Origin of the sequence: Staphylococcus sp. IVB6181, assembly GCF_025561445.1 — a bacterium.
GTDB classification, from domain to species: domain Bacteria; phylum Bacillota; class Bacilli; order Staphylococcales; family Staphylococcaceae; genus Staphylococcus; species Staphylococcus simulans_B.
This window is the reverse complement of the sequence record NZ_CP095096.1, coordinates 2,076,284-2,100,779: the sequence shown is the minus strand read 5'-3', so window position 1 is coordinate 2,100,779 and position 24,496 is coordinate 2,076,284. Positions and strand designations below refer to the sequence as shown.

Here is a 24,496-nt window from a genome sequence, read left to right as displayed (position 1 = left end):
ACGTTTTCATAGGTTCACCGTCTTGAAAAGGGTGGGAACGCGTGGTATATTATGACCATGAAATTAATCACATAACAAACATACCCCTTTGTTTGAAGTGAAAAATTTCTCCCATCCCCTTTGTTTAGCGCCGTGTATTCAGACACGGCGTTTTTTTATGCGCTTTTTTAACACAAAAATACCGGCACAGTAAGACTGTACCGGCTGATTAAAGCTTCGTGTTTTTATCTTTTTTCTAATGTTAATGAACGAGATGTACCGAGTCTTTCAATATTTGTGACTTGATATTGAATATGGAAAGGATCACTTAAAGCAATCAATAATGCGATTTGTTCATCTTCTGTTGACACGAGCGTGATTTCATCTTTTGAATCATCCAATGATTTAATATTGAATAAGTCTTCAGTGTCTTCAGCCGCATCAAAGAGTACACGCAAATCGACAATTAAATCTTCCTCGCGGCTCATCCATTCTCCTTTTAATTGTGTCAGAAACTCTGATGCTTCTTCTGACAGGTTATTGTCATATTGAATATTGATGACTGTCTTTTCCATTATAAATTCATCCTTTGTATGCAAAAGTAATTTACAGCTGCTCATGCATCGCATGAAACAACATTCATTTATCCTATACCCTAATATAGATTGTACATAGCTTATTGAATGAAACGAAAGCTTATTCTTTCATTTTAGAAGCCTGTAACTGAACCGAACCATTGATAGTGGTCGCCGTTTGAAACAGGGATGATATTACTATCTGCAGGCTGCAATGTATAGTCTTGATCCCAAGGATTCCAGATGACAATTACTTTTTCGCTGTTAGACAATTCCGCATTGCCTACAACAGCCATTGCATGTCCTGCATGCAAGCCTTGTGACGATTCGACTTGTTCTCCTAAGACTACCATACCTTTATTTTGTTTCGTTTGCTGATCAACAACATCATAGCTTGGCATACCGTCATAATAAGATGTATTGCGGCCTTGTGATTTGCCGTAGTCTATCATTTCTTGAATCGTTAAACCTGTAAATTGGAATTGTTGGCCTGTAAGGTTAGGATGCACTTGATGCATAATAGACTCGCCATTATACGTTGATGTGTTCTTCGTCGCATTTAATAATGCGGCCATAGAATATCCTGCACACCAGCCGTTATAACCTTGTTGCTCGCGGATTTTGAAATGCGGCAGCAAGTTCACATATTTTGTGCCGTAATTTTGAGTTTCTGATTGTGTTTGTGTCGTATCGACTGTTTGTGCTAATTGCTTTTTAGGTGCTGCGGGCTGATCTGGCTGTGTGGGTTGATTTGGAAGTGTTGTACGTTTAATCAATTTGAGCTGCTGGTGCTGCTCGATGTAATAACCGTTCTTGTTTGTGTAGATCGTGATAGGCTGGTTGCCGTTTCTGTATTGGTTTAGGGCATCTGAGATGAATTTCGAAACACGTACACTGTAGTTCGCTTGATTTTTATCTGTATGTACATCGGATGTGTTTTTTGGACTGACAGTTAAGATATAGTGGATTGTATTACCTTGCATAATAGGGTAGTAATAGTTGCCGTCTTCTTGACCGTCAAATTTATAGATTTTAAACGGTTTGCCTAATCTGAATCGGCCATGATTACCGGAACTATCGATTTGGGAGAGTGCTTGTGCATAACTTGCAAAGTGTGCCTTAGCTTCTTGTTCTGCTTTATACGGTATTTCAGTATGATTGACTTTAATCTTTACTGAAGCAGAAGCTGCCGCATGTATGTTGTTTGAGTCGGGGCTTGAAAATGCGCCGCTGATGACCATGATTATAGATAAGAGTAAGATGGAAGCGGCTTTGATAAAGGTTGTTCTGTTATTCAATCATTATTCCTCCATTCAATTACATTTAATTTTGAGAAGTATCTCGTTTTTAAATATAACATAGATTCATTTATAAAATAGTTAATCGTCTAAATATTCAAATATTAAATTACATTAACAACTACGATAAGTAAAATTAATAATTTGATATAAGTTAACCAGTTAAACTCGATTGAATTGTATGAAAGCATAAAAAAACACTTGTCTTAAAGACAAGTGCAAGGAAAAATGTATTTCACTTCGCTTTCCAGAACTCTCCATCCGGATTGCTGAGTTTTTCTATTTTTTGTTGTAAAACGAGCTTCTTCAACTCTTTTAATAGTAGTTTTTCCGGCCATTCATAGATCGTAAGCAGTTCTTCTAAAGTGACGAATTGCTGCTCTTGAATATAGGTTTCTAATTTCGGCGGTAATTCTTTTTCAATAGGTGTTCCCATCAGCTCGTTGATAATATATGTGTAAATATGATAAGGATACAAGCCTTCGACTTTTAATCCTTCTTCTGTGACATCTTCGTTGAAAAAGACGAGTGAAGGTGCTTGTTCAACTTCCATTTCACGTGCAATATGCAAATCGACTTTGAGACTTTCAGTGAGCTTGCCGCTTTTTAAATCCCCTTTAAAGACGTCATAATCCATTCCTGCATTTTTAGCAGAACTTTCTATCATTGTTTCAGTAATAATATCTCGTTTAGAGATAATTTCATTCTGCATCAAGTGGATAAAACGTTCTGCACGTGCTCTGCCTTGCAATTCGGCTGCTTTATACGCTAAGGCGATATTGTCGCTTTCAGAACTGCTTTGGGCTTGGCACTTTGTCAAAATACGCAACGACGGGTTTAAAATATGACGAATACGGATATATTGTTTATATTCCACGCGCAACTTCGATAGGATGGCAGACAGTTTAAAACAATCTTCATCAAACGGATCGAAGAAAGAGTATATTTCTATTTTGCTCACAGGTGAAAGGTTGGTTTCATCTTGTCTATGATTACATATTAACTTTAATTCTTCAGACATCTCATTCACCTACAATTAATTTTCAGAATTAACCATATGATTTGCGGTCAATCGCAGTCTTTCATATAGGTATTCATCAACACCTGCAGGCAGTTCTGCATGTTGAATCGCTTTATTCATATTTTCTAACCAAGCATCTCTTTCATAAGGGGTGATACGAAAATCCATGTGCCGCATTCTCAACATAGGATGCCCATGTTCTTCAGTATAAAGAGAAGGGCCGCCTAAAAACTGTGTGAGAAACTGTTTTTGTTTGCGGCTGGTTTCGGCGAAATCACCAGGGAAGAGATGGTTGATTCTATCATCTTGTTCTACTAGTGAATAAAAGTAATCGATCATGCTGTATAAACGTTCTTGGCCTATTACTTCATAAGGTGTCAAAGCCATATATTCACCCTGTTTCTTTAATATATATCTAATATAACATGAATTTTTACAATTAAAAGTAATACGACTTTTGACCGAGTGCTATCGAATTGTGTGTACTGATTATTTGTTTTTCGCTTCAAAAAAGCGAGCGACTTTATTTTTAGGAATATAGGATTCGATGTTAAACGTTTGAAGGATTTGCTGGAATTTTTTCAAACCTGCTTCAGGCTGTTCTACTTCAAATTCAAGCTCAAAGTCTTCAGTACCAAGGTATTCACTGTGATCCAGCACAAGTAAGCCTTCTTCTATTTCTGTTTCCATGCGATGTGTCGTTAAGGCACCTAAGACATACAGCTGTGCGACATCAATTTCAGCATTTTGCAAGACTGATAAGATATCATCCGGCAGCTGATCTGGTGAGAGATGCATGTCTTGTTTCGGTATGACTGTCGTGATGTGGTTGTATTCTGTTAAACCTACTTCGGCAGGTACTTTCAATGTCATTTCGTAATCATCTTTGATTTCACGAATTCTCAGTGCCATTAAATGTTCTGCCAACGCAAAATCAGGTGTATCAATATAGTGATTTTTTTGCGTAAAAGGTTTTAATGTATTAAAATATTCGTTTCGCAATGCATCATATTCATCACGCGTCAAAAGTTGTTTGTATTCAATTTCTTGGTTAATAGCCATAGGTTCACCTCTTTGCTTATATATTATGGATGATTTGTTATCTATTTGAAAGTATTTCAAATTGCAGGTGAACGACCAAGGTATTTAGGTTGTGTTATGAGTGATGTACATATGTTAAAATAAGTAGGAATAACACAAGGAGGATTTAGGTTATGCGAATTTATGTGAATGAAATTAAAGTGAAAGATGATGGCATTTATTGCTATACAGATAAACCAACAAAAGGATTGACTGAAGCAGGGCAAATGCTGGTCGATAGCGATAATTATGGGTTTGCCCATATCCTTGACGATGGACAATCATATTCCTATCTTATCTTTGTGCAAGAAACATGGTCGATGCTTCATGAAAATAAGGGGAAAGCTATCTATGTTAATGATGACTTGAAGTTAGAACAATTTGATCAAGAGTTAGATTATATACTAAGCAATATCAAAGGGAACTCAAACTACGGCAAGGATTTTGTGGCAGAAGTCGAAAAAACGTTTGAGCTAGAGTGAAGCGGAGTGAAACGCAATGAATCAATGGGATCGATTTTTAGCACCATACAGACAAGCAGTCGAGGAACTGAAAGTTAAATTAAAGGGTTTGCGTAAAATCTATGATTTAGAAGCAGATGCGTCGCCGATTGAATTCGTCACAGGCCGCGTAAAACCTTTAACAAGTATTATTGAAAAAGCCACTGAACGAGAAATATCATTCGATCGTTTGCATGAAGAGATGTATGATATTGCCGGATTGCGTATCATGTGCCAATTTGTGGATGATATCGCAATTGTCGTGAATTTATTGAGACAGCGTAAAGACTTCAAAGTGGTAGAAGAAAGGGATTATATCAATAATACGAAAGAAAGCGGCTATCGTTCTTATCATGTCATTATAGAATATCCGATTGAAACGCTGGATGGGCAGCGTGCAATATTAGCGGAAATACAAATCAGAACATTGGCGATGAATTTCTGGGCAACCATCGAACATACATTACGCTATAAATATGATGGGGATTATCCTCCTGAAATTCAAAAACGTTTGGAAAATGCGGCTGAAGCAGCGTTTTCATTAGATGAAGAAATGTCTGAGATTAAAGATGAAATCCAAGAAGCGCAACGTTATTATTCAAAAAAACGTGCTAAAAAACATAATCAAGAGTGAGGTGCTTTATGCGTTATAATATCGTATCAAAGGGAGACTACAAATCGAACAGCATCCAAGAAAACATGGAAGCACAAATGACGAAAAAGGGCATGGTCAAAGATGTCGCAACACCGGAAATCGTAATTTCAGTAGGCGGAGACGGCACTTTATTAGAAGCATTCCACAAATATTGCCATCGTGTTTCTGAAACTGCCTTTGTAGGTGTACATACAGGGCATCTAGGGTTTTATGCGGATTGGCTGCCGCACGAATCAGATAAACTGATTGAAGAAATCGTTGATGGTGATTATGAAGTGATTGAATATCCGCTGATAGATATCATCGTGAATTATAACGACGATAAAGCACCGTCACACCATATCGCATTAAACGAAGCGACTATGAAGACTGAAGATAATACGACTTTGGTTGCGGATGTCAGCTTGCGCGGTCAGCATTTTGAAAGATTCAGAGGAGATGGTTTGTGTATTTCAACACCATCTGGTTCTACTGCTTATAACAAAGCATTAGGCGGCGCGTTGATCCATCCTTCATTACGTGCGATTCAGTTAACTGAAATTGCCTCTATCAATAATAGAGTGTTCCGTACAGTAGGGTCGCCTATTGTTATGCCGGATCATCACTATTGTGTGATTACACCAGTCGATCAAAAGGTCATTATGACTTCTATCGACCACGTGACGACAAAGCATCATAATGTAGAGAGTATTGAGTATCGCGTAGCGAAACAAAATGTACGCTTTGCACGATTCAGACCATTTCCATTTTGGAAACGTGTACATGATTCGTTCATATCAGACGGCAGAGATTCATGAAGTTTCAATATATAATTGAAACACCGATACTGTTAAGAACGTTTTTACAAGAAAATCAATATTCTAAGAAAATGATAAGTGCCATTAAACAAAGTGGCGCTTTACTTGTTAACGACACACCTGTAACGGTCAGAAAGCAAATGGTACAAGGCGATTATTTAGAAGTGGTCTTGCCGAGCGAGGTGCCGAGTGTCAATTTAGAGTGTTTCGCAAAGCCGATTACACCGCTTTATGAAGATGATTACTACATCGCAGTTTCTAAACCGCCGCACCAAAATTGTGCGCCGTCGAGAGAGCATCCGCATGAAAGTTTGCTCGAACAAGTGCTGGCTTATTTAAATCCGAACCAGCAAGCACCGTGGGTTGTACCGCATATTATTACACGCCTTGATCGCAATACGAGCGGTATTGTGCTGTTTGCGAAACATGGCCATTTTCACCATAGAATCTCAGATGTCGAGATGGAGAAGGTTTATCATTGTATCTGTTTCGGTCAGGTAGAACCGCATGGTGAAATTATCGCACCGATTGCCAGAGCGTCAGACAGTATTATTAATCGCGAAGTGAGCGAAGCGGGCAAATATGCGAAAACAAGTTATACCTTAATCACACAAAACCAAGATTATGCTTTGTGCCGGGTACAATTGCATACAGGACGCACACATCAAATCCGTGTGCATTTTCAATATATCGGACATCCGCTTGTCGGTGACAGCCTTTACGGCGGTTATCATGAAAAAGCGGATGCCCAATCGCTTGTTTGTACAGATTTAAGTTTCAAGCATCCAGTTGAAAACAAGCATGTTGTATTAAAAGATGAAGCAAGGCATGCTTTAATTGAGCGCCTTTTTAGACAACTTAGTAACGACAAAGAATAAGTTAGGAGGGGGCCATATTGGCAAGAGATGAAGAAAAATATATAGATGATCAAGATGTGTATAACAAAGAGCTGCTTGATCACTTATTGCTGGAAAATGATATAGATGCCTTCAGAGAAGAATTCTTATCTATGCATACGTACGAACAAAGTGAGTATTTCGAAGACAGCGACGATGATATCCGACACAAAATGTATCAGTTATTATCACCAAAAGAGGTTGCGGATTTCTTCGATCAATTAGAATTAGATGATGACGACTATGATGATGTCTTTGACCAAATGAAAGCCAGTTATGCGGCACACATTTTAGAAGACATGTCGTATGACAACGCTGTAGATATCATGAGTCATTTAAATAAGAGTAAAATTGCGACATTGCTTGCGTTGATGAATAAAGAAGATGCAAAAGAAATCAAAGCATTGTTACATTATGAAGAAGATACTGCCGGCGGTATCATGACAACGGAGTATATTTCGTTGAAAATTACAACGCCTGTCAAAGAAGCGTTGATGTTAGTCAAAGAACAAGCGCCGGATGCAGAGACGATTTATGTCATCTTTGCGGTCAACGATGATAAACAACTGGTCGGCGTGTTATCACTGCGTGATTTAATCGTCGCAGAAAACGACGCATATATTGAAGACATTATGAGCGAACGTGTTGTAAGTGTAAACGTCGCAGATGACCAAGAAGATGTCGCACAGATTATGCGCGACTATGACTTTATCGCATTGCCGGTTGTGGATTATCAAGACCACTTGCTCGGTATTATTACAATCGATGACATCTTAGATGTTATGGATGAAGAGGCATTGGAAGACTACTCTGGTTTAGCCGGTGTATCTGACATTGACTCTACCAACGATTCAATCTTTAAGACTGCATCCAAGCGTTTGCCTTGGCTGCTCATCTTAACATTTTTAGGTATGATTACTGCGACAATTTTAGGTTCCTTTGAGGAAACGTTAGAAAAAGTCGCATTACTCGCAGCATTTATTCCGATTATCAGCGGGATGTCCGGGAACTCAGGTACACAATCATTAGCGGTATCTGTACGTAATATTTCTACTGGTGAAATTGAAAATCAAAGCAAATTCAAAATTACAACAAGAGAAGCAGGAGCGGGGTTCCTTTCTGGTTTAGTATGTGCGTTGGTACTCTTTACTATCATCGTCATTCTTTACCAAACACCGCTGCTTGGTCTGATTGTTGCTGGAAGCTTGACGATTGCGATGACAGTCGGTACTTTGATGGGTTCAATTATCCCTCTGGTTATGAATAAATTAAAAATCGACCCTGCAGTTGCCAGCGGTCCATTTATCACTACAATTAATGATATTATTAGTATGTTAATATACTTTGGTTTAGCCACAACATTTATGTCATATCTCACATAAGGAGGGACACATGGAGTTTGTATCACTCGTCATCGTTGTCATGGCAGCGTTCTTAACGCCGATTATTGTCAACAGACTTAATATTAATTTTTTGCCTGTTGTTGTCGCTGAAATATTAATGGGATTAATCATCGGACAATCCGGATTCCATTTAGTCGAACGTGACAATGTACTTAGTATTTTATCGACGCTCGGTTTTATTTTCTTAATGTTCTTAAGCGGTTTGGAAATTGATTTCAATGCGTTCAAAAGCGATGAGAATACATCAGAAAAATCCAAAAACAAAAAGAAAGCACCCGGCCATTTACAGTTATCATTAGTCGTCTTCTCATTAATTATGATTGTTTCAATTATTTTAGCTTATGCCTTTAAATGGTTCGGCTTAATTGATGATGTCTTATTAATGGTAATCATTATTTCGACGATTTCTCTCGGTGTAGTTGTGCCGACATTGAAGGAAATGAATATCATGCGTACAACCATCGGTCAGTTTATCTTGCTGACGGCGGTACTTGCTGATTTAGTTACTATGATTTTGTTAACTGTTTACGGAGCTATCAACGCAAAAGGCGGCGGCACATTATGGCTGATTTCAATCTTGATTGTTTTCACCATCGTCTTTTATTTCCTAGGCGGTATTTTCAAGAAAGCACAATTTCTTCAAAAGCTGATGGATGGTACGACACAGATTGGTATCCGTGCTGTCTTTGCACTGATTATTTTATTGGTTGCGCTTGCTGAAGGAGTAGGTGCTGAAAATATTTTAGGTGCCTTCTTAGCAGGTGTGATTGTATCGCTGCTTCGTCCGGATGAAGATATGGTAGAGAAGCTGGACTCATTCGGTTACGGTTTCTTTATTCCGATTTTCTTCGTCATGGTAGGTGTGGACTTGAATATTCCTTCACTTATCAAAGAACCGTCGATTCTGATTATTATTCCAGTATTGATTTTTGCATTCTTAGTGTCTAAAATTGTTCCGGTTTATGCAATCAGACGCTGGTTCGACCAAAAGACTACGATTTCTTCTGCGTTCTTATTAACGTCGACATTATCGTTAGTTATCGCAGCAGCGAAAATCGCAGAACAGCTGCATACAATCTCTGCTGAGATATCAGGTATTTTGATTTTAAGTGCAGTGATTACATGTGTCTTTGTACCGATTGTATTTAAGAAAATGTTCCCAATGCCGGATGAAGCGACACGCCGTATTAATGTCAGCTTAATCGGCAAGAACCAATTGACGATTCCTATTGCTCAGAACTTAATGTCTGACCTTTATGCGATTACGTTATATTATCGTAAAGACTTAAGTGATAAACGTAATTTATCGAATGATATTACGACAGTTGAGATTGCGGATTACGATGAAGCGTTATTAGAAAAGCTCGGTCTCTTTGACAGCGATATTGTCGTGTGTTCAACCAATGAAGATGAGTTGAACTATAAAGTAGCACAGTTTGCAAAAGCACATGGTGTCAATCGTGTGATTTGCCGTTTTGAAGCAGGCGGAGAGAGAGAAGCAGAATTGCGTAAACAAGGTGTTGAAATCTTCAGCAGCTTCTTAAGTAATAAGATCTTGCTGACAGGCTTAATCGAAACACCGAACATGTTGAACTTATTAAGCAACGTTGAAACTTCTCTTTATGAAATTCAAATGCTTAACTACAAATTCGACAATATTCAATTACGCAACTTCCCATTCGATGGGGACATCATTTTCGTACGTATTGTACGTGATAATGAGTCTATCGTACCGCACGGTGATACAATGCTGCGCTATGGTGATCGTCTCATTGTAACGGGCTCTAAAGAATATGTGGATGAATTAAAACGTGAATTAGAGTATTATTCACTCGGGCCGATTTAATTTAATAAGAACGAAAGTTGAAGTGAATGCTGAGACTTTCGTTCTTTTTTCTTTTAGAAATGGCTGAAACAAGTCGAATGCACACAAAAATGTTATAATAACTAATAATCTATCAATGAATCATTATAAGAGTTAAAGGAGCGTTTTCATGTTTAGTTTAGAAGGTAAAACATATGTCATTATGGGAGTTGCGAACAAACGCAGTATTGGTTTTGGTGTAGCGCAAGTATTAGATGAATTAGGCGCGAAACTTGTGTTTACATACCGCAAAGAACGCAGCAAAAAAGAATTAGATAAATTAGTAGATCAATTAAACCAAGAGGAACACTTAACTTATCAAATCGACGTACAAAGCGATGAAGAAGTTGAGAATGGTTTCAAAGCAATCGGTGAAGCTGTTGGCAACATCGACGGCGTCTTCCACTCAATCGCATTTGCGAATGTAGAAGAATTGCGCGGCCGCTTCTCTGATACATCAAGAGAAGGTTTCTTATTAGCGCAAGACATCAGTTCTTATTCTTTAACACTCGTTTCAAGAGAAGCGAAAAAATTAATGCCTGAAGGCGGCAGCATCGTGACTACAACATACTTAGGCGGCGAATATGCTGTACCTAACTACAATGTGATGGGCGTAGCTAAAGCAAGTTTAGAAGCGAATGTCCGCTACTTAGCATTAGATTTAGGCCAAGATAACATTCGTGTGAATGCTATTTCTGCAGGTCCTATCCGTACATTAAGTGCAAAAGGTGTCGGCGGATTCAATACAATCTTAAAAGAAGTTGAAGAACGCGCACCATTAAAACGCAATGTAGATAAACAAGAAGTAGGTAAAGCAGCTGCTTTCTTACTTAGTGATTTAGCAAGCGGTGTGACAGGTGAAAATCTGCACGTTGATGCTGGTTTCCACGCAATTAAATAAGATACGACGATTGATAATCCCTTGTTTAGCAAAATTGTTAAGCAAGGGATTTTTTGAAGCAAAGTCAAAAATAAATGAACAGTGCATCTATTCATTTGTCTCAATCAAGTGTATGATAGAGGACAGGAAATTTGAAAAAATGAAAATACACAAAGTGGGTGGACATTGTGTCAGAGAAAATTCATCAAAAAGATCAATCCTATTCAAATAAGATTTTAGCATCTTCTATGCTGGGTTTTGGTCTGGAAAATATGGATATTATGTTTTTAGCCTTTGCATTGTCTAGTATTATTAATGAATTCCATATTTCTTCGGCTGAAGCGGGATTAATCGCATCAATTACTAACTTCGGAATGTTATTCGGGGGCATTATTTTCGGCGTACTGGCGGATAAATACGGCAGAATCCGCATCTTTACGTACACCATCTTTATCTTTGCGGTAGCTACAGCGCTGCTATCTGTCGCACATAATATATACATGGTATATATTTTACGCTTTATCGCCGGTATGGGCGGCGGCGGTGAATTCGGTATCGGAATGGCTTTGGTAGCGGAAGTATTTAAGAAACAAAAACTTGGTCGTGTGTCATCTGTAGTTGCGATCGGAGGACAAATCGGGGCTTTGATTGCGGCACTCTTAGCGGCCGCTATTTTACCGCATTTAGGCTGGAGAGTTTTATTCTTAATCGGTGTCATTCCTGTGATACTTGCATTTTATATCCGTCGTAATTTAGACGAAACAGAATCATGGAAACAATCTAAAGCAAACCATACATTAGAAAAGAAAGACCATTCGCCGATTGGGCTGTTATTTAATACAAAACATATTGCACATACAACCATTGCACTTACAATCATGTCGAGTGTGCAAGTAGCCGGTTACTTCGGCTTAATGAACTGGCTGCCTTCGATTTTGCAGAAACAGCACAATTTAAGTGTCTCTAACTCATCGTTATGGACTATCAGTACCATTATCGGTATGAGTATCGGCATGTTTGCGTTCGGACAAATATTAGACCGCTTCGGTGCCAAACTTTCTTATACTATTTTCTTAATCGCTTCAGCAGCATCTGTCTTTATCTATGTATTTGCACAAAGTGCTATTGCTTTATTAATCGGCGGTGCACTTGTCGGCTTCTTCGTCAACGGTATGTTTGCAGGTTATGGCGCTGTCATCAGCAGTTATTATCCGACACATATCAGAAGTACCGCAAATAATGTTATCTTTAATATTGGACGTGCATTAGGGGGCTTATCTCCGATTGCGATCGGTTTCTTAATGGACATATACGGCATGACAGCAACCATGGTCTTCTTGGCATGCTTATACATGATTTCACTTGTGATGATGTTATCGCTTAGAAATATGCCGCTGAGAGGCAGACATGCGACACATCAATAAGTTTGAAAATCTATTTAGGACATAAAAGAATATAAAACACAAAAAACGTTCTGCCTGCAAATGAAAGTTTGCGGACAGAACGTTTTTATAATTTATCATACTAATCTTTTACTTCGCTTTTCGCTTTTAACATAATCTCTTGTCGATATTTAAAGACATTGCGAACTACTGTTTTAATCACTGCGTACAATGGCACTGCAACTAAGATTAAGACGAAACCGCCTAAGTTGCCTGCAGCTAAAATGACAATGATGATAGTTAATGGGTGAATGCTTAATGATTTACCCATGACATTAGGTGTAATGACATTACCTTCTAATTGTTGTGCAATCAAAGTGACCACACAGACCCAAATGAATGCTGTGGGACTTTGAATGATACCGATAATTGCAGCCGGTAAGAAGGCCATCCATGGTCCTAAGAATGGAATCATGTTTGCGACACCCGCAAAGAGGACGAGTAATAATGTATATTCTAAACCGATAATTGTATAACCGATATAAAGAATGATACCTAAAATAATACTGACTGTTACTTGACCTTGAATGTAAGATTGCAGCGTATTGTTAACATCTTTTAAAAGGTTAGTCACAAAGACTTTACGGTCGCCGTTGAATAATTTTGCGATAGAAGGGATGAATTTTTCATGATCCTTCAACATATAAATTAAGAAGAACGGCACCATGATTAATAAGAATAATGTTGAGATAATTTGCGATACGATCGAAATAGAGTTAGACAAGATATTTGTCACATTATCCCCAAATGATTTCACGACTTTATTGATACGGTCTGAAACATCATTCGGCAATTTGTCCATTTGATCAAGCGCATAGGTTACAATCCCTTGTGCTTCTTTTTGAAGCTGCGGTGCTTGTTGGATTAAACCATTGATTTGGTTGGCGATTAAAGGCACAACCACTGTAACTGCGGTCGCAGTCAAACCGATTAAAATAACGAAGATAATCGAAATACTGCCCCAACGCGGTATTTTATGTTTTTCTAAGAATTTTTGAAGCGGTAAGAAGACATAAAATAAGAAGCCGCTCAGGATAAATGGCAATAACACAGATTGAATAATAATAATGAACGGTTCAAATATTACATGTACTTCCATTATCAATTTGATTAATAGAAATAATATAATTAACATGATTCCCGTTCGGAACCATACTTTATTCAGCATTGTTAGCGTCCTCCTAAAGAAATAGACTTATACATCATTATAGCTTACTTCATAATGATGAAAAAGGAATAATTTTAACGAAATGTCGATTATGTATTATATTTGTGAAAATAAAAGAAAAGAGAAAGTACCTTATTTAGTACCTTCTCTGATCATTTTTTAAACCTCTTCTAGTTTTCCTTTTACAGGAATAGACGGATCATCAGACGTATCTTCATCATCTTCGCTGATATGTGCTTCTTTCAAACGTTTCGGATAGTCTTCGAGCCAGAAAGTTGCGTTTGGTAATTTTTTAGGGTCTGGATGATAAATCGCAAAGTTCCCAGAACCTTTTTTCTTCATTTGGAATTCATAGTCTTTTAAGGCATCTACTGCTGGTCGATGCAGAATCCAGATTGCGATAATATTGAGCCATGCCATCATACCTACACCTAAGTCGCCCATACTCCAAGCTACATCTGCAGTTTTAATCGAACCATAGAATGCCGCAAAGATTAATGCAATTCGCGCAACATTAATCCAGATTTTTGAAGTGAAGACAGAACTGTTTCGTGTCATATAGGCAATGTTTGTTTCTGCGATGTAGTAATAGGCAAGTATTGTTGTAAAGGCAAAGAAGAATAACGCAATCGCAATGAAGTAAGAACCAAAGCCTGAGAATGCAGGATCAAAATGATAGCTTCCGCCTTGAAGGGCTTTATCGATACCTGCTTGTGCATACATGGCAGTACCTGAATAATCTTTTGTACCGTCCGCGCTTTGCACAAAAATACCATTATCTTTAATTAATTTCGGAATACCGCCAGGTCCTACTTCACCATTAGTTGTGTTGTAAGTACCCGAGATTAAAATGATTAAAGCTGTCGCAGTACATACGAATAATGTATCGACATATACTGAGAATGCTTGAACCAAACCTTGTTTTGCCGGATGCGATACTTCTGCAGCGGCAGCTGCGTGCGGTCCAGTCCCTTGACCAGCTTCGTTAGAATATAAACCACGTTTTACACCGATTTCAATCATCGCACCGAAGATACCGCCGAATGCGGCTTGCATCCCAAAAGCCGATTTGAAGATTAAAACGAATAGGGCAGGGACAGCTTGAATATTAATCACAATAATAAAGACTGCCATCAAGATATAAAGAATAGCCATAAATGGTACGACAGCTGTCGCTACATTTGCGATCCATTTAACACCGCCGAAGATAATCAAACCTAAGATAACTGCGATGGTAATCGCAATAACCCAATTCGGAATTTGGAAAGCGTTATTCATTGAGCTTGCAATCGCATTAGACTGTACACCCGGTAACAATAAACCAACGGAAATAACTGTTACAACCGCAAAGACCAAGCCGTAGATTTTACCCAGTTTGCCTTTAATACCATATTCGATATAGTAAGCAGGCCCGCCGCGGTATTCGCCTTTTTCTTCACGTTTGAAGATTTGACCTAAAGTGGATTCGATAAATGCACTGCTTGCCCCTAAGAATGCAGTGATCCACATCCAAAATACTGCACCGGGACCCCCGATAAAGATAGCTGTTGATACACCCACAATGTTACCAGTCCCGACACGCCCGGCTAACGAGAGCGCAATGGCTTGGAAACTTGAGATACCAGTAGGTGATTTTTCCCCATGAAACATCAGTCGGATCATTTCTTTAAAATGCCTGACTTGGAAGAATTTCATCATCAATGAAAATAAAATTCCAGTAATCAATAAACCATAAACGAGCGGTTTACTCCACACAACCTCATTAAACCAAGCTACAAAACTTTCAAGCATAATGATTTCCCCCTTATGAAGCGAACAAAAGAAAACGCTTACATTTTACCCCTAAAAAATAAGCTGTCCTAGTCAACTTCTGTATGTGTTTCGACATGCGTTAGTTACAGTGATTTTTTATAATTATACTGTGGCTAAAGATTCCGTGCAACAGTTTTAACAAAATTAAAGATTAAAATTAATAATGAAAACCGCATTAGATTAATCGGAATAACGCGATAAACTTAGATGGAATCTGGGTTAATACCAAATCCGTGTAAAAATTGTTAAAATGAAAATATGACAAAAATGAGGAGAGAGTATTGTGACAGAATTAAAAGCAGGTACTATTAATAAAACTATTTTTCACAGTGATATCTTAGAACGTGATATTACGTTATCGATATATTTACCTGAAAATTACACGCCTTTGTTTAAATATAAAGTTGTTTTTTGTTTTGACGGCTTGGATTTCTTTCGTTTCGGACAAATCCACCGTGCCTATGAACGTTTAAGAAAAAATGAAGAAGTCGAACGTGCCATTATTATCGGATTCCATTATGAAACGGTAGATAAACGCAGAGAAGAATTTTCACCTGACGGCAGCCGTTCGCCATTAACAGTGAAGGCAATGGGACAAGAAATTTTGCCTTATATCGATAAAACTTTCCCGACTTTCAAAGTCGCAAGCGGACGTATTTTATTAGGGGACAGCCTAGCGGGTTCGATTGCATTGATGACTGCGTTATCTTATCCGCGCTTGTTTAATCAAGTCGGCATGTTCAGTCCGATGTTCAATGAAGTAGTGGATTTGCTCGCAAACCGCTGCCAATTTATTGATCAATTGAATGTATGGCATGCAGTCGGTAAAGAAGAAATTGATTTTGCGCTGCCGACAACAGGCGAACGTGCAGATTTCTTAACACCGAATAGGGAACTTAAAGCATTATTCGAACAGCTTCAAGTCACACATCATTATGAAGAGTTTGATGGGGGACATCGCTGGAAATACTGGAAAAAATTAATGGAACCTTTATTATTATATTTCTTGGCAGAATAAATTATTCAGTTAATTCTGTAAAGTTTCGGTTTTTGGTAACGATTTCATTCAATATTTGCTATAATGGCCATATAGTTCAATTAAGGAGGAATTCAAATGATTTTAGGGTTAGCATTAATTCCATCAAAAACGTTCCGTGAAAAAATTGATGCATATCGTAAACGCTATGACGAACGCTATGCACAAATTCCGCCTCATATCACAATCAAAGATTCATTTGAGGTTGAAGAAGGAGATTTAGATAAAGTAAAAGAAGAAATCAAATCACGTATCGAAGGTATTGAACCACTATACATTCATGCGACAAAAGCTTCTAACTTTGCGCCTGTGAATAATGTGATTTATTTCAAAGTTGAAAAAACACCAGAATTAGAAGAATTGAATGATCGTTTCAACAACGGTGATTTCCATGGCCAACCAGAACATTCATTTGTTCCGCATTTTACAATTGCTCAAGGTTTAACAAGCCAAGAATTCGAAGATATCTTCGGCCAAGTTAAACTGGCAGGTATTGACTATGAAGAAACAATCAGTGCATTAACATTGATGAAATACGACGATGAAGAAGAAAAATGGGTGGAAATCGACACATTCAATTTTAAATAATACGCATCCGTATTAGACGCGATGTAGTTCATAAAAGAAAAGTACGAGGCTGAGACATTGTGCATATGAGGGCAGCGATAGACTAAGTATTCACTATCATTATCTTCAATGTCTTACCCTCTTGCTTTTAAATACATATTTTATTCAAGGTGAAAGCATAGCATGTCGTTAGGACATGAAGTTTTCACCGTATATTTTTCTGTGTTTACTTGTAGTTAATAATAGTAAATCTAATAATTCTCTAGATTCAGGTAATGGGGGGAGAAAGTCTGGTTGATTCCATTTTTGCATCGGTTTTCTTTTGTTGTTCCATGTTGACGATAATGATATTTGTTTAATATAAAGTATTTAAACTTATTATTAAGTTCTTTTTAAGGTAAGATGTTTTCTTGATTTTTTATTTTTGGTATAACTAAGAAGTAATTTAAGAAACATTAAATTAACTGTTTGAAAAAACGTTTTATTTTTCCTCTGCCATTTGGTATACCTATTTTGGAATATATCAGTTCTATTTTAAGGTTAGCTGATACTTGTCGCATATGTTCTGAGGTATAGTCTTTGCCATGATCAGTATAGAATTTTTCTGGTATGCCACAAATTGGCCATTTTGAATTTCCTTTTTTCCATATTGCTTGTCTTAGAACAAGTGCTGTTCTTTCGGTGTCTGGTGCTCCAAACGCTATTCTGAAACCTGCGATTGATTTGCTATAATCATCTAAAATGATTGTTAATCAAAGTCTTTCAATTTCATTCTTTTCATTTAATACTTTTATATCCAACATGGTATGATCAGCTTGCCAAATTTCATTAGGACGTTGGCACTCACGTCTATATATACCATCGTATTTTTCAGCATACTTTTTTGAGTTCATTTTTGAATAAGCTTTTAAATTTTCAGGTATTCGCTTAATAATATTATAAACTTGGTAATAGCTAAGTTCAGGGAGTCTCTTATTGTTACACCACTGTTTTGTTTTCCGATATATAGAAGTTATAGAAATTCCTCTGTTACTGAAATACTCATTTTGAATAAAACTAATAGTATCTTTATCTGTCTTAATTCGATGTTTATCTTTTCTCGTTGCATCTATTAGGCCAGCTAATCCATCATTTTTGTATCTATTATTCCAATTATAAAGCGTACGATTTGGTATTTTTCTGATTTGCTAACTGCCCTAACTGATTTTAAGTTTTTTAAATAAGGTTCAAGGACATGATATCTTTCCATAGCTTTTTTACGTTCTTCTTCTGTAAAGCCAACTAAATTTTGAATCATTTCAGCACCTCCATTAAAAAAGGAAGCATACTTTTATGCTCCCTAATTTATTGTTAATGATACGCCATTAACAACAGCTTTTATTATTCTTTTGATCGTTACTTGTATTCTCTTTGTTGCTCTCTTTGTTGCTCTCTTTATTTTCTTCAATTTCGACGGAACAACAAGCTTGCTCTTTAGGTTTTAATTTAGAAATAGCTTTTTTAAATGCATTTTTTTTCATTTTAACACCTCCTTTAATTATTTTTTAGCAACCACATGATGTGTCACAGCATTCTTCTATATCAATAGCTTCTTCATTTTCATTGATAAATTCAAACACATCTTTATATGGATTTTGTTGTAATATATTAAATGTTTTTTCACATACAAAAGTTCTTTCTCCACGCTCAAATATATGATTATCATCATCTTCAATATGTTTAAATGGCCCTTTATATATTACTGATTGTCCTTTATCAATACAAGGACCTTCTTTACCTTTATTAGCTATAACCGTCATACTTCTAAAATCAATATCTTCTATAGTAGTCCATGTACTTTCACGTTTATCTATTTCCACACCATAAAAGCCAACATTTTCGAAAGCTTCAACAAAAGACTTTTCTTCAATAGCACCTGAATAACAACCACTCCACAAGTCTTTATCTTGCCTCAATTTCTCTGGCACTTCCATATTAGAAACGATATCTGAAATAACAGCCTTACCACCATCTTTTAAAACACGATAAATTTCTTTGAAAAGAGACTCTTTTTCTTCTGTTGAAACTAAGTTTAGAACACAATTAGATATAACCACATCTATGCTATTATCTTTTATCATAGTCATTTCATTTTCTAAGTAAGCAATATATTGATTGATAGATTGATAAGTATCTAAATCGCTAGCAGGGTGTTCTTGTAAATAACTATCTAGTACTTCTAAGTTTAATTTTAAATTTTGTATCTTACCTTTATAAAAACTAACATTGTCGTAACCTATTCTTTCAATCATTTGATTCTGATATTTTTTAGCAAGGTGTAACATATCATCATTCATATCTACTCCAATAACTTCACCTGTTTCACCAACAATTTGAGAAACTATATAAGGAACTTTTCCTCCGCCAGATCCCAAATCTAAAACAGTATCACCTTCTTTAATCTTGCCTAAGGGATCACCACAACCATAATCTTTTTCTATGATTTCATCTGGTATTATTTTCAAATATTTTGTATCATACTCTACTGGACAACATAGGTTTTCTTCATGATTTTTTGCAGCATTTCCATATCTGCTAATTACTGACGTTTCTTGATTCATTAATTTATCCCCCTTAAATTTAAATAATCATATTAACAATTAGTCCTGTAGCAATGGCTACAACTAAAATTGCGATAACGAATGATATTACAAATTTTTTCTTGAATAACTTAGATAGCAATACGACCTCTGGAATACTCGCGCCAGCACCACCAATTATTAATGCAACTACTGTTCCTAGCGACATACCTTTTGATACTAATGCTTCGGCTATAGGTAACATTGTTTCTGGTCTGATATACATAGGGACACCTATAACAGAAGCAATAAAGACCGATATAAAACCAGTACCACTTGCATACTTAGTTATAAATTCTTCAGGTATGAATCCGTATATAAAGGCACCAATAAATACACCAATAAGTAGATAAGGTAACATTGGGTATAAAAATGCCCACGCATCGTTTAATGCTTGTTTAAAACGAGATCCTGATTTATTAGCAAAAAATCCATCACCTTTAACATTGACCCCTTTATAACTTTCAGCTAAATTTATTTTTGAAAATACTAAGCCTGTTAAAATACTGAAAATTGCTAGTACTGCAAAATAAACAACAGCTACTTTCCACCCTAATAATGCCCATAACATAAATATCTTTAATGGATTCATTAACGGTGAAGCAATTAAGAAACTCATTGCTGGACCAAAAGGAACTTTGGAATTTAATAGACCTGCAAGTATTGGAATAGTTGAACAAGAGCAAAATGGTGTAACAGCACCAATTATCATACCAAATATATAATTGACGGCTTTATTAGGTTTGCTCAAAAGCTTTTTAATTTTTTCTTCTGAAACAACTTGTTGAATCAGACTTACTATAAAACTCACTACTATAAATAGTAATAATAATTCAAAAAATAACATCAGAAATGTTTTTATGAATTCCATAATTGAATCTACCATTAGTATAACGCCTCCGAATTTATTTAATCAACTTTTCTTGATGTATTAATCAAAAAAAGTTGATTTATTCTATGTTAAAAAGAAGATACTTAAAGTATCTTACAGCAAGTATCTTCATTTAAAACCACCTGTATTTGTTGCTCATTAATTTTATAATAATTCCATGTGCCATGTTTTTCAGGAATAAGAATATTTGCATCTACTAATTTTTTTAAATGATAGGAAAGTTTAGATTGTTTTAACGCTAATAATTCTTCTAAATCACAAACACATAAAGATTTTGAATCGCTTTGGCGTATTGAATGTAGAATTTTAAGCCTGATTTTATCAGCGAGCGCATTAAACATTTGTTCATAAAAGTCTAATTGTTCTTCCTCAGTTCTATTAGGACTGGACTTAATGACTTCCATTGAATAATCACCTCTCTTATATATAGATATTTCTATTTTTGTTTGAGTTCTTGTATTGCTTTATTAAAATGAGATTCTGTTATTTTACCATACATGTCAGATTCTCCTTTAAAAAACTCATTTTTCATATATGAAATAGCTTCTTTTAAAGAAACTTCTCTTGATATCATAATTAGATTTAAGTAACTAACAAAATAATCAACAGATAGGGTACCTGCATGATTTATTCTCATAAAATCGAACTCCTTTATAAAATACTAAAACAATACATCAACTTTTTTCGATGTATTAACTATAACTTATTAATGCAACTTTTGCAAGTTACTAATTTATGTTATTTAGGGTGTATGAGAAAGGGTGTTAAAAATGATAGTTGGTTATGCAAGAGTTTCGACCATTGACCAAAATTTAGATAGACAAATTGGACATTTGCAATCTTTTGGTGCTGAAAAAATTTTCACAGAAAAACAATCAGGTAAATCTATAGAAAACAGACCTGTTTTTCAAGAAGTATTAAATTTTTTAAGAAAGGGAGCTTAATTGTTGAATCTATTGATAGACTAGGACGAAATTATGCTGAAATAATTCAAACAGTTAATTACTTAAAAGATAAAGAAGTTCAATTAATGATAACGAGTTTACCTATGATGAATGAAGAGATTCGAAATCCACTACTAGATAAATTTATGAAAGATTTAATTATTCAAATTTTAGCAATGATTTCATAACAAGAGGGATGCATCGCAGATTTACAAGTAAAAAGGGTACCACTTTAGTTCAAAGATACAAAGAGCTGCTTTATAGATTAGATGAACCCTTACAAAACTATTTAAGGAATTGCGTCAATTATCATACCTCATTAAATAAGGACCTAAAAAATTATAGAAACTATCACTCGCATTATTTTCCTAGTCAACAAAAGCCCGTCTATGAACAAGATACGGATGATCATATTGTTGAATACGTTGTACAATTATTGAAAGCATTCATTTTGACACACATGGGGATGCCATCGAATGCGATTATTCAACTGTTAAAAGCAACGCATTTATAAATAGAAATTAAAAAAGGCAAGCTATCCAATGCTCTGATTGAATAGGTTGCCTAATTTATTGTATGCGTTATGATTATGTTTGTTCTCGTTTTGAAATTCGCAAGAAGTAAATTCCGTAGAATACAGCTAGGAAAACAAAGACACCGCCTGAGAAATAGAAAGTCATATTCAAATTGTTGGTGAATTGGTATAACATACCGCCGATTAATGGTCCGATCATTGCACCGACACCTTGGATGCTGTTGAAAACACCCCATGTTTCTTCTTGTTCATCTTTCTTAATGAACTTGCTCATAAAGGTGTTCCAAGCAGGCAGCAAGAAACCATACATTAAACCGATGAACAGTGCTACACCCCATACGATATAAATTTGTGTAATGATAGATAAGCTGAATATCGCAAGTGTGTACAGGATAAAGCCGGTAAAGATTGCACTGTACATGAATTTTCTGCCATGATGGTCGATGATTTTAGATAAGAACAGCATTGAAATGGCACAACCGACACCGCCGATAATTAAAGCAGCGGTATATTCTACCATGCTGACTTTAACTACTTTTGTTGCATAAGTCGGCAAAATAGGGACCAATGCACTGATAGATGCACCTTGCAAGATAATACCCGGGAAGAGTACACCGTTGGAATGAGCTACACGTTTAATTTGTGCAAGCTGTTCTTTTAGACGGCGTGTTTTATAGTTGGTTAAACGGATTTTTACGAAGTAGTAAAGTATCCATGCAAATAACACTACAAGTGCCATTAAGAATGTGAAATGCGTCGGATGGACTTTCACAATCAGCAGCATGCCGATCATCCCTGCAAGTAAACCAAAGAGCCATGAGAAATAGACATGGCCCATTTGTTTACCGCGTGATTCGTCTCTGACACTAGAGAGCATAATGACCCAAATCGGACTTGAAGCAACCCCTAATAAGATTGCACTTAAAATCAAGACGATAGGATTATATGGGAACCAAATGACTAAGAATAAACTGCCGAAAGCAAGCAAGAAGCCGAGTGTTAAGACCGGCTTCGCTCCAAAACGTTTCAATAAGAAACCGACAACAAAGTTCGTTGCCGCATCAGAAATATAATGAATTGAAACTGCCGCAGACGTTACACCGACTGCTACGGAGGATACCGTAGGCAAGAAAGGCAAGTAGCCGAGTACAAACATACCGCGTGCAAATTCCATAAAGAATAAGATAAACAACATAATTATGAAATTACGTTTATAGTTATTGTTGGATTTACTTGAGGAAGAGCTTTGCATATAATGGTACCTTTCCATAAATTTCTTCAGCTTGTGAAGATTCATCTAATAGATGTAAAAGGTCTCGGCATAATTTATAGGTAGGGTACTTGACTTTCAATTCTTGCATACGTGCTGACATCGCTTTTAACGCTGTTTCATCTTGTGTCAGTGAAGTAATCAAAGCAATGGCTTCTTCTGTCGTATCAGCCACTTTACCCATACCTTTAGCTTCAAAGTAATAGGCATTTTCAAGTTCTTGGCCAGGTGCAGGGTCTAAGAAAATCATAGGAACTCTGCGTGCTAAAGCTTCTGAAATTGTGATACCGCCTGGTTTGGTTACCATTAAGTCAGCAGAAGCCATCCATTCGTTCATATGATGTGTGTAACCTAAGATTAAAACATTTTTGTTCGTCTTGAATTGATATTTCAAGCTGCGTCTTAATTCTTTGTTTTTGCCGCAAACCATGACAACTTGCGTTTCAGGCGAGCGTTCTAAAATATCTGAAATCATTGCTTCAAATCCTTTAGATACACCAAAAGCACCTGCAGACATTAATATAGTCGGACGGTTAGGATCTAAATGATTTTTACGCATCCAAGCTGCTTTATCAATATCTTCATCAAATTGTTCTGAAATAGGAATGCCTGTAACTTTTATAATATCTTGTGGTACGCCGATAGTTTTAAATTCTTGCTTCAAATCTTCTGTAGCGACATAGTAACGTGAAGAGTGGGGTGTGACCCAGTTTTTATGTAAGCGATAATCTGTCATTACCGTCGCAATCGGAATGTTCATATTAAATTGTTCGGTTAATACTGACATGACCGGTGTCGGGAATGTCAGCAGTATCAAATCCGGTTTTTCTTTTATCAACAAATTAATCAGTTTGTTCAGACCGTAATATTTGTAAAAGCATTTATCAATGTCTTGTGGGCGGCTATAATAAAAACGCTTGTATGAATTTCTGAAATACTTAAAACTATTGATATAATACTTCTTGCAAATGGAAGTCAAAATAGGATGTGCTTCTAAAAACAAATCATGCTCAATCACAGAAAGATGCTTGAGATTCATTTCATTTAATTGATTCACAACGCTATTGGTCACCTGCAAATGGCCGTTCCCGAAAGAACCTGTAATTATCAATATCTTCTTATTTTGAGTAACCATGAAAGCAGCCACCCTCCAGTTAGTAGATTTAGTGTTACCTATTTGAACGCAATTGTTTTAGTACAACTGCTTTGCCTACAGTTTAACGTATGTTGCATTTATATTAAATAGTATTGACGCTAACATCAC

General features: G+C 36.4%; 27 protein-coding genes and 1 pseudogene. 12 read left to right on the top strand and 16 right to left on the bottom strand.

The window, feature by feature from the left end:
• Positions 1–224 precede the first annotated feature (224 nt).
• The 5 genes from MUA90_RS10235 to MUA90_RS10215 form a co-directional block, all read right to left on the bottom strand.
• Positions 225–554: a staphostatin A gene (locus MUA90_RS10235; protein WP_262586713.1), complete on the bottom strand. Its 330-nt coding sequence runs from the start codon at positions 552–554 to the stop codon at positions 225–227.
• 134 nt (positions 555–688) lie between these two features.
• Entirely contained in the window at positions 689–1,852 is a 1,164-nt protein-coding gene (locus MUA90_RS10230) for a cysteine protease staphopain (protein WP_262586712.1), read from the bottom strand.
• A gap of 235 nt (positions 1,853–2,087) precedes the next feature.
• Complete coding sequence (gene yjbH / locus MUA90_RS10225; protein WP_262586710.1) at positions 2,088–2,873, bottom strand: protease adaptor protein YjbH; 786 nt, start codon at positions 2,871–2,873, stop codon at positions 2,088–2,090.
• Between the two features lie 15 nt (positions 2,874–2,888).
• On the bottom strand, positions 2,889–3,260 hold the full coding sequence (locus tag MUA90_RS10220) for a truncated hemoglobin YjbI (protein ID WP_105993703.1): 372 nt from the start codon (positions 3,258–3,260) through the stop codon (positions 2,889–2,891).
• A 102-nt stretch (positions 3,261–3,362) separates the two neighbouring features.
• On the bottom strand, positions 3,363–3,935 hold the full coding sequence (locus MUA90_RS10215) for a CYTH domain-containing protein (protein ID WP_262586707.1): 573 nt from the start codon (positions 3,933–3,935) through the stop codon (positions 3,363–3,365).
• Positions 3,936–4,087: 152 nt separating this feature from the next.
• Between MUA90_RS10215 and MUA90_RS10210 the strand changes: the two genes are divergently transcribed.
• From MUA90_RS10210 to MUA90_RS10175, 8 genes are all read left to right on the top strand, one after another.
• A complete protein-coding gene (locus MUA90_RS10210) occupies positions 4,088–4,435 on the top strand; it encodes a UPF0738 family protein (protein ID WP_114603720.1) in 348 nt (115 codons plus the stop codon).
• 16 nt (positions 4,436–4,451) lie between these two features.
• A complete protein-coding gene (locus MUA90_RS10205) occupies positions 4,452–5,087 on the top strand; it encodes a GTP diphosphokinase (protein ID WP_114603719.1) in 636 nt (211 codons plus the stop codon).
• A gap of 8 nt (positions 5,088–5,095) precedes the next feature.
• Entirely contained in the window at positions 5,096–5,905 is an 810-nt protein-coding gene (locus tag MUA90_RS10200) for an NAD kinase (protein WP_105993706.1), read from the top strand.
• Positions 5,902–6,783 carry an RluA family pseudouridine synthase gene (locus tag MUA90_RS10195; protein ID WP_262586705.1) on the top strand — a complete coding sequence of 294 codons (882 nt, stop codon included), beginning with the start codon at positions 5,902–5,904 and terminating at the stop codon, positions 6,781–6,783. The genes MUA90_RS10200 and MUA90_RS10195 overlap by 4 nt, the downstream gene beginning before the upstream one ends.
• Positions 6,784–6,800: 17 nt before the next feature.
• Positions 6,801–8,183, top strand: coding sequence for a magnesium transporter (gene mgtE, locus MUA90_RS10190; RefSeq protein ID WP_105993708.1), 1,383 nt, complete (start codon positions 6,801–6,803; stop codon positions 8,181–8,183).
• 10 nt (positions 8,184–8,193) lie between these two features.
• Positions 8,194–10,050 (top strand): monovalent cation:proton antiporter family protein, encoded by a 1,857-nt coding sequence (locus tag MUA90_RS10185; protein WP_262586703.1) that lies wholly within the window; start codon positions 8,194–8,196, stop codon positions 10,048–10,050.
• 148 nt (positions 10,051–10,198) lie between these two features.
• The gene (gene fabI / locus MUA90_RS10180; RefSeq protein ID WP_105993710.1) at positions 10,199–10,969 is read left to right on the top strand and encodes an enoyl-ACP reductase FabI; all 771 of its coding nucleotides are present in this window, start codon (positions 10,199–10,201) and stop codon (positions 10,967–10,969) included.
• A gap of 167 nt (positions 10,970–11,136) precedes the next feature.
• Positions 11,137–12,372: an MFS transporter gene (locus MUA90_RS10175; RefSeq protein ID WP_262586700.1), complete on the top strand. Its 1,236-nt coding sequence runs from the start codon at positions 11,137–11,139 to the stop codon at positions 12,370–12,372.
• A 100-nt stretch (positions 12,373–12,472) separates the two neighbouring features.
• Here the strand turns inward: MUA90_RS10175 and cozEa are convergent, their stop codons facing one another.
• Complete coding sequence (gene cozEa / locus MUA90_RS10170; protein WP_262586698.1) at positions 12,473–13,558, bottom strand: lipoteichoic acid biosynthesis protein CozEa; 1,086 nt, start codon at positions 13,556–13,558, stop codon at positions 12,473–12,475.
• Between the two features lie 159 nt (positions 13,559–13,717).
• A complete protein-coding gene (locus MUA90_RS10165) occupies positions 13,718–15,349 on the bottom strand; it encodes an alanine/glycine:cation symporter family protein (RefSeq protein ID WP_262586696.1) in 1,632 nt (543 codons plus the stop codon).
• 304 nt (positions 15,350–15,653) lie between these two features.
• On the opposite strand from MUA90_RS10165, the gene MUA90_RS10160 reads away from it, so the two are divergent.
• A complete protein-coding gene (locus tag MUA90_RS10160; protein WP_262586694.1) occupies positions 15,654–16,388 on the top strand; it encodes an esterase family protein in 735 nt (244 codons plus the stop codon).
• 96 nt (positions 16,389–16,484) lie between these two features.
• Positions 16,485–16,994 (top strand): YjcG family protein, encoded by a 510-nt coding sequence (locus MUA90_RS10155; protein WP_105993715.1) that lies wholly within the window; start codon positions 16,485–16,487, stop codon positions 16,992–16,994.
• Positions 16,995–17,428: 434 nt separating this feature from the next.
• Here MUA90_RS10155 and MUA90_RS10150 read toward each other — a convergent pair whose 3' ends face one another.
• From MUA90_RS10150 to MUA90_RS10120, 7 genes are all read right to left on the bottom strand, one after another.
• A complete protein-coding gene (locus MUA90_RS10150; protein WP_262588835.1) occupies positions 17,429–17,677 on the bottom strand; it encodes a transposase family protein in 249 nt (82 codons plus the stop codon).
• 416 nt (positions 17,678–18,093) lie between these two features.
• Positions 18,094–18,270, bottom strand: coding sequence for a hypothetical protein (locus tag MUA90_RS10145; RefSeq protein WP_262586692.1), 177 nt, complete (start codon positions 18,268–18,270; stop codon positions 18,094–18,096).
• A 67-nt stretch (positions 18,271–18,337) separates the two neighbouring features.
• Entirely contained in the window at positions 18,338–18,493 is a 156-nt protein-coding gene (locus MUA90_RS10140; RefSeq protein ID WP_262586690.1) for a hypothetical protein, read from the bottom strand.
• 24 nt (positions 18,494–18,517) lie between these two features.
• The gene (locus tag MUA90_RS10135; protein WP_262586688.1) at positions 18,518–19,573 is read right to left on the bottom strand and encodes a methyltransferase domain-containing protein; all 1,056 of its coding nucleotides are present in this window, start codon (positions 19,571–19,573) and stop codon (positions 18,518–18,520) included.
• Positions 19,574–19,592: 19 nt separating this feature from the next.
• Positions 19,593–20,477: a permease gene (locus tag MUA90_RS10130; RefSeq protein WP_262586686.1), complete on the bottom strand. Its 885-nt coding sequence runs from the start codon at positions 20,475–20,477 to the stop codon at positions 19,593–19,595.
• 89 nt (positions 20,478–20,566) lie between these two features.
• A complete protein-coding gene (locus tag MUA90_RS10125; protein WP_262586684.1) occupies positions 20,567–20,887 on the bottom strand; it encodes an ArsR/SmtB family transcription factor in 321 nt (106 codons plus the stop codon).
• A 32-nt stretch (positions 20,888–20,919) separates the two neighbouring features.
• Entirely contained in the window at positions 20,920–21,120 is a 201-nt protein-coding gene (locus MUA90_RS10120) for a hypothetical protein (RefSeq protein WP_262586682.1), read from the bottom strand.
• A 133-nt stretch (positions 21,121–21,253) separates the two neighbouring features.
• Between MUA90_RS10120 and MUA90_RS10115 the strand changes: the two are divergent.
• Together MUA90_RS10115 and MUA90_RS14100 are read left to right on the top strand one after the other, a co-directional pair.
• Positions 21,254–21,612, top strand: a pseudogene (locus MUA90_RS10115) (recombinase family protein); the annotation flags it as partial.
• 11 nt (positions 21,613–21,623) lie between these two features.
• Positions 21,624–21,941: a HEPN domain-containing protein gene (locus MUA90_RS14100; RefSeq protein ID WP_398577349.1), complete on the top strand. Its 318-nt coding sequence runs from the start codon at positions 21,624–21,626 to the stop codon at positions 21,939–21,941.
• A 73-nt stretch (positions 21,942–22,014) separates the two neighbouring features.
• Here the strand turns inward: MUA90_RS14100 and ltaA are convergent, their stop codons facing one another.
• Together ltaA and MUA90_RS10105 are read right to left on the bottom strand one after the other, a co-directional pair.
• Complete coding sequence (ltaA, locus tag MUA90_RS10110; protein ID WP_262588834.1) at positions 22,015–23,214, bottom strand: lipoteichoic acid biosynthesis MFS flippase LtaA; 1,200 nt, start codon at positions 23,212–23,214, stop codon at positions 22,015–22,017.
• Positions 23,192–24,367 (bottom strand): diglucosyl diacylglycerol synthase, encoded by a 1,176-nt coding sequence (locus MUA90_RS10105; protein WP_262586680.1) that lies wholly within the window; start codon positions 24,365–24,367, stop codon positions 23,192–23,194. Before MUA90_RS10105 ends, ltaA begins: the two co-directional genes overlap by 23 nt.
• Positions 24,368–24,496 lie beyond the last annotated feature (129 nt).

Excerpts from the sequence above, each read along its gene's own strand:
- MUA90_RS10235 (WP_262586713.1), bottom strand. The coding sequence starts at position 554 with ATGGAAAAGACAGTCATCAATATTCAATATGACAATAACCTGTCAGAA.
- yjbH (WP_262586710.1), bottom strand. The coding sequence starts at position 2,873 with ATGTCTGAAGAATTAAAGTTAATATGTAATCATAGACAAGATGAAACC.
- MUA90_RS10220 (WP_105993703.1), bottom strand. The coding sequence starts at position 3,260 with ATGGCTTTGACACCTTATGAAGTAATAGGCCAAGAACGTTTATACAGC.
- MUA90_RS10215 (WP_262586707.1), bottom strand. The coding sequence starts at position 3,935 with ATGGCTATTAACCAAGAAATTGAATACAAACAACTTTTGACGCGTGAT.
- MUA90_RS10210 (WP_114603720.1), top strand. The coding sequence starts at position 4,088 with ATGCGAATTTATGTGAATGAAATTAAAGTGAAAGATGATGGCATTTAT.
- MUA90_RS10205 (WP_114603719.1), top strand. The coding sequence starts at position 4,452 with ATGAATCAATGGGATCGATTTTTAGCACCATACAGACAAGCAGTCGAG.
- MUA90_RS10200 (WP_105993706.1), top strand. The coding sequence starts at position 5,096 with ATGCGTTATAATATCGTATCAAAGGGAGACTACAAATCGAACAGCATC.
- MUA90_RS10195 (WP_262586705.1), top strand. The coding sequence starts at position 5,902 with ATGAAGTTTCAATATATAATTGAAACACCGATACTGTTAAGAACGTTT.
- MUA90_RS10185 (WP_262586703.1), top strand. The coding sequence starts at position 8,194 with ATGGAGTTTGTATCACTCGTCATCGTTGTCATGGCAGCGTTCTTAACG.
- fabI (WP_105993710.1), top strand. The coding sequence starts at position 10,199 with ATGTTTAGTTTAGAAGGTAAAACATATGTCATTATGGGAGTTGCGAAC.
- cozEa (WP_262586698.1), bottom strand. The coding sequence starts at position 13,558 with ATGCTGAATAAAGTATGGTTCCGAACGGGAATCATGTTAATTATATTA.
- MUA90_RS10165 (WP_262586696.1), bottom strand. The coding sequence starts at position 15,349 with ATGCTTGAAAGTTTTGTAGCTTGGTTTAATGAGGTTGTGTGGAGTAAA.
- MUA90_RS10155 (WP_105993715.1), top strand. The coding sequence starts at position 16,485 with ATGATTTTAGGGTTAGCATTAATTCCATCAAAAACGTTCCGTGAAAAA.
- MUA90_RS10145 (WP_262586692.1), bottom strand. The coding sequence starts at position 18,270 with ATGATTCAAAATTTAGTTGGCTTTACAGAAGAAGAACGTAAAAAAGCT.
- MUA90_RS10140 (WP_262586690.1), bottom strand. The coding sequence starts at position 18,493 with ATGAAAAAAAATGCATTTAAAAAAGCTATTTCTAAATTAAAACCTAAA.
- MUA90_RS10135 (WP_262586688.1), bottom strand. The coding sequence starts at position 19,573 with ATGAATCAAGAAACGTCAGTAATTAGCAGATATGGAAATGCTGCAAAA.
- MUA90_RS10130 (WP_262586686.1), bottom strand. The coding sequence starts at position 20,477 with ATGGTAGATTCAATTATGGAATTCATAAAAACATTTCTGATGTTATTT.
- MUA90_RS10125 (WP_262586684.1), bottom strand. The coding sequence starts at position 20,887 with ATGGAAGTCATTAAGTCCAGTCCTAATAGAACTGAGGAAGAACAATTA.
- MUA90_RS10120 (WP_262586682.1), bottom strand. The coding sequence starts at position 21,120 with ATGAGAATAAATCATGCAGGTACCCTATCTGTTGATTATTTTGTTAGT.
- MUA90_RS14100 (WP_398577349.1), top strand. The coding sequence starts at position 21,624 with ATGCATCGCAGATTTACAAGTAAAAAGGGTACCACTTTAGTTCAAAGA.
- ltaA (WP_262588834.1), bottom strand. The coding sequence starts at position 23,214 with ATGCAAAGCTCTTCCTCAAGTAAATCCAACAATAACTATAAACGTAAT.
- MUA90_RS10105 (WP_262586680.1), bottom strand. The coding sequence starts at position 24,367 with ATGGTTACTCAAAATAAGAAGATATTGATAATTACAGGTTCTTTCGGG.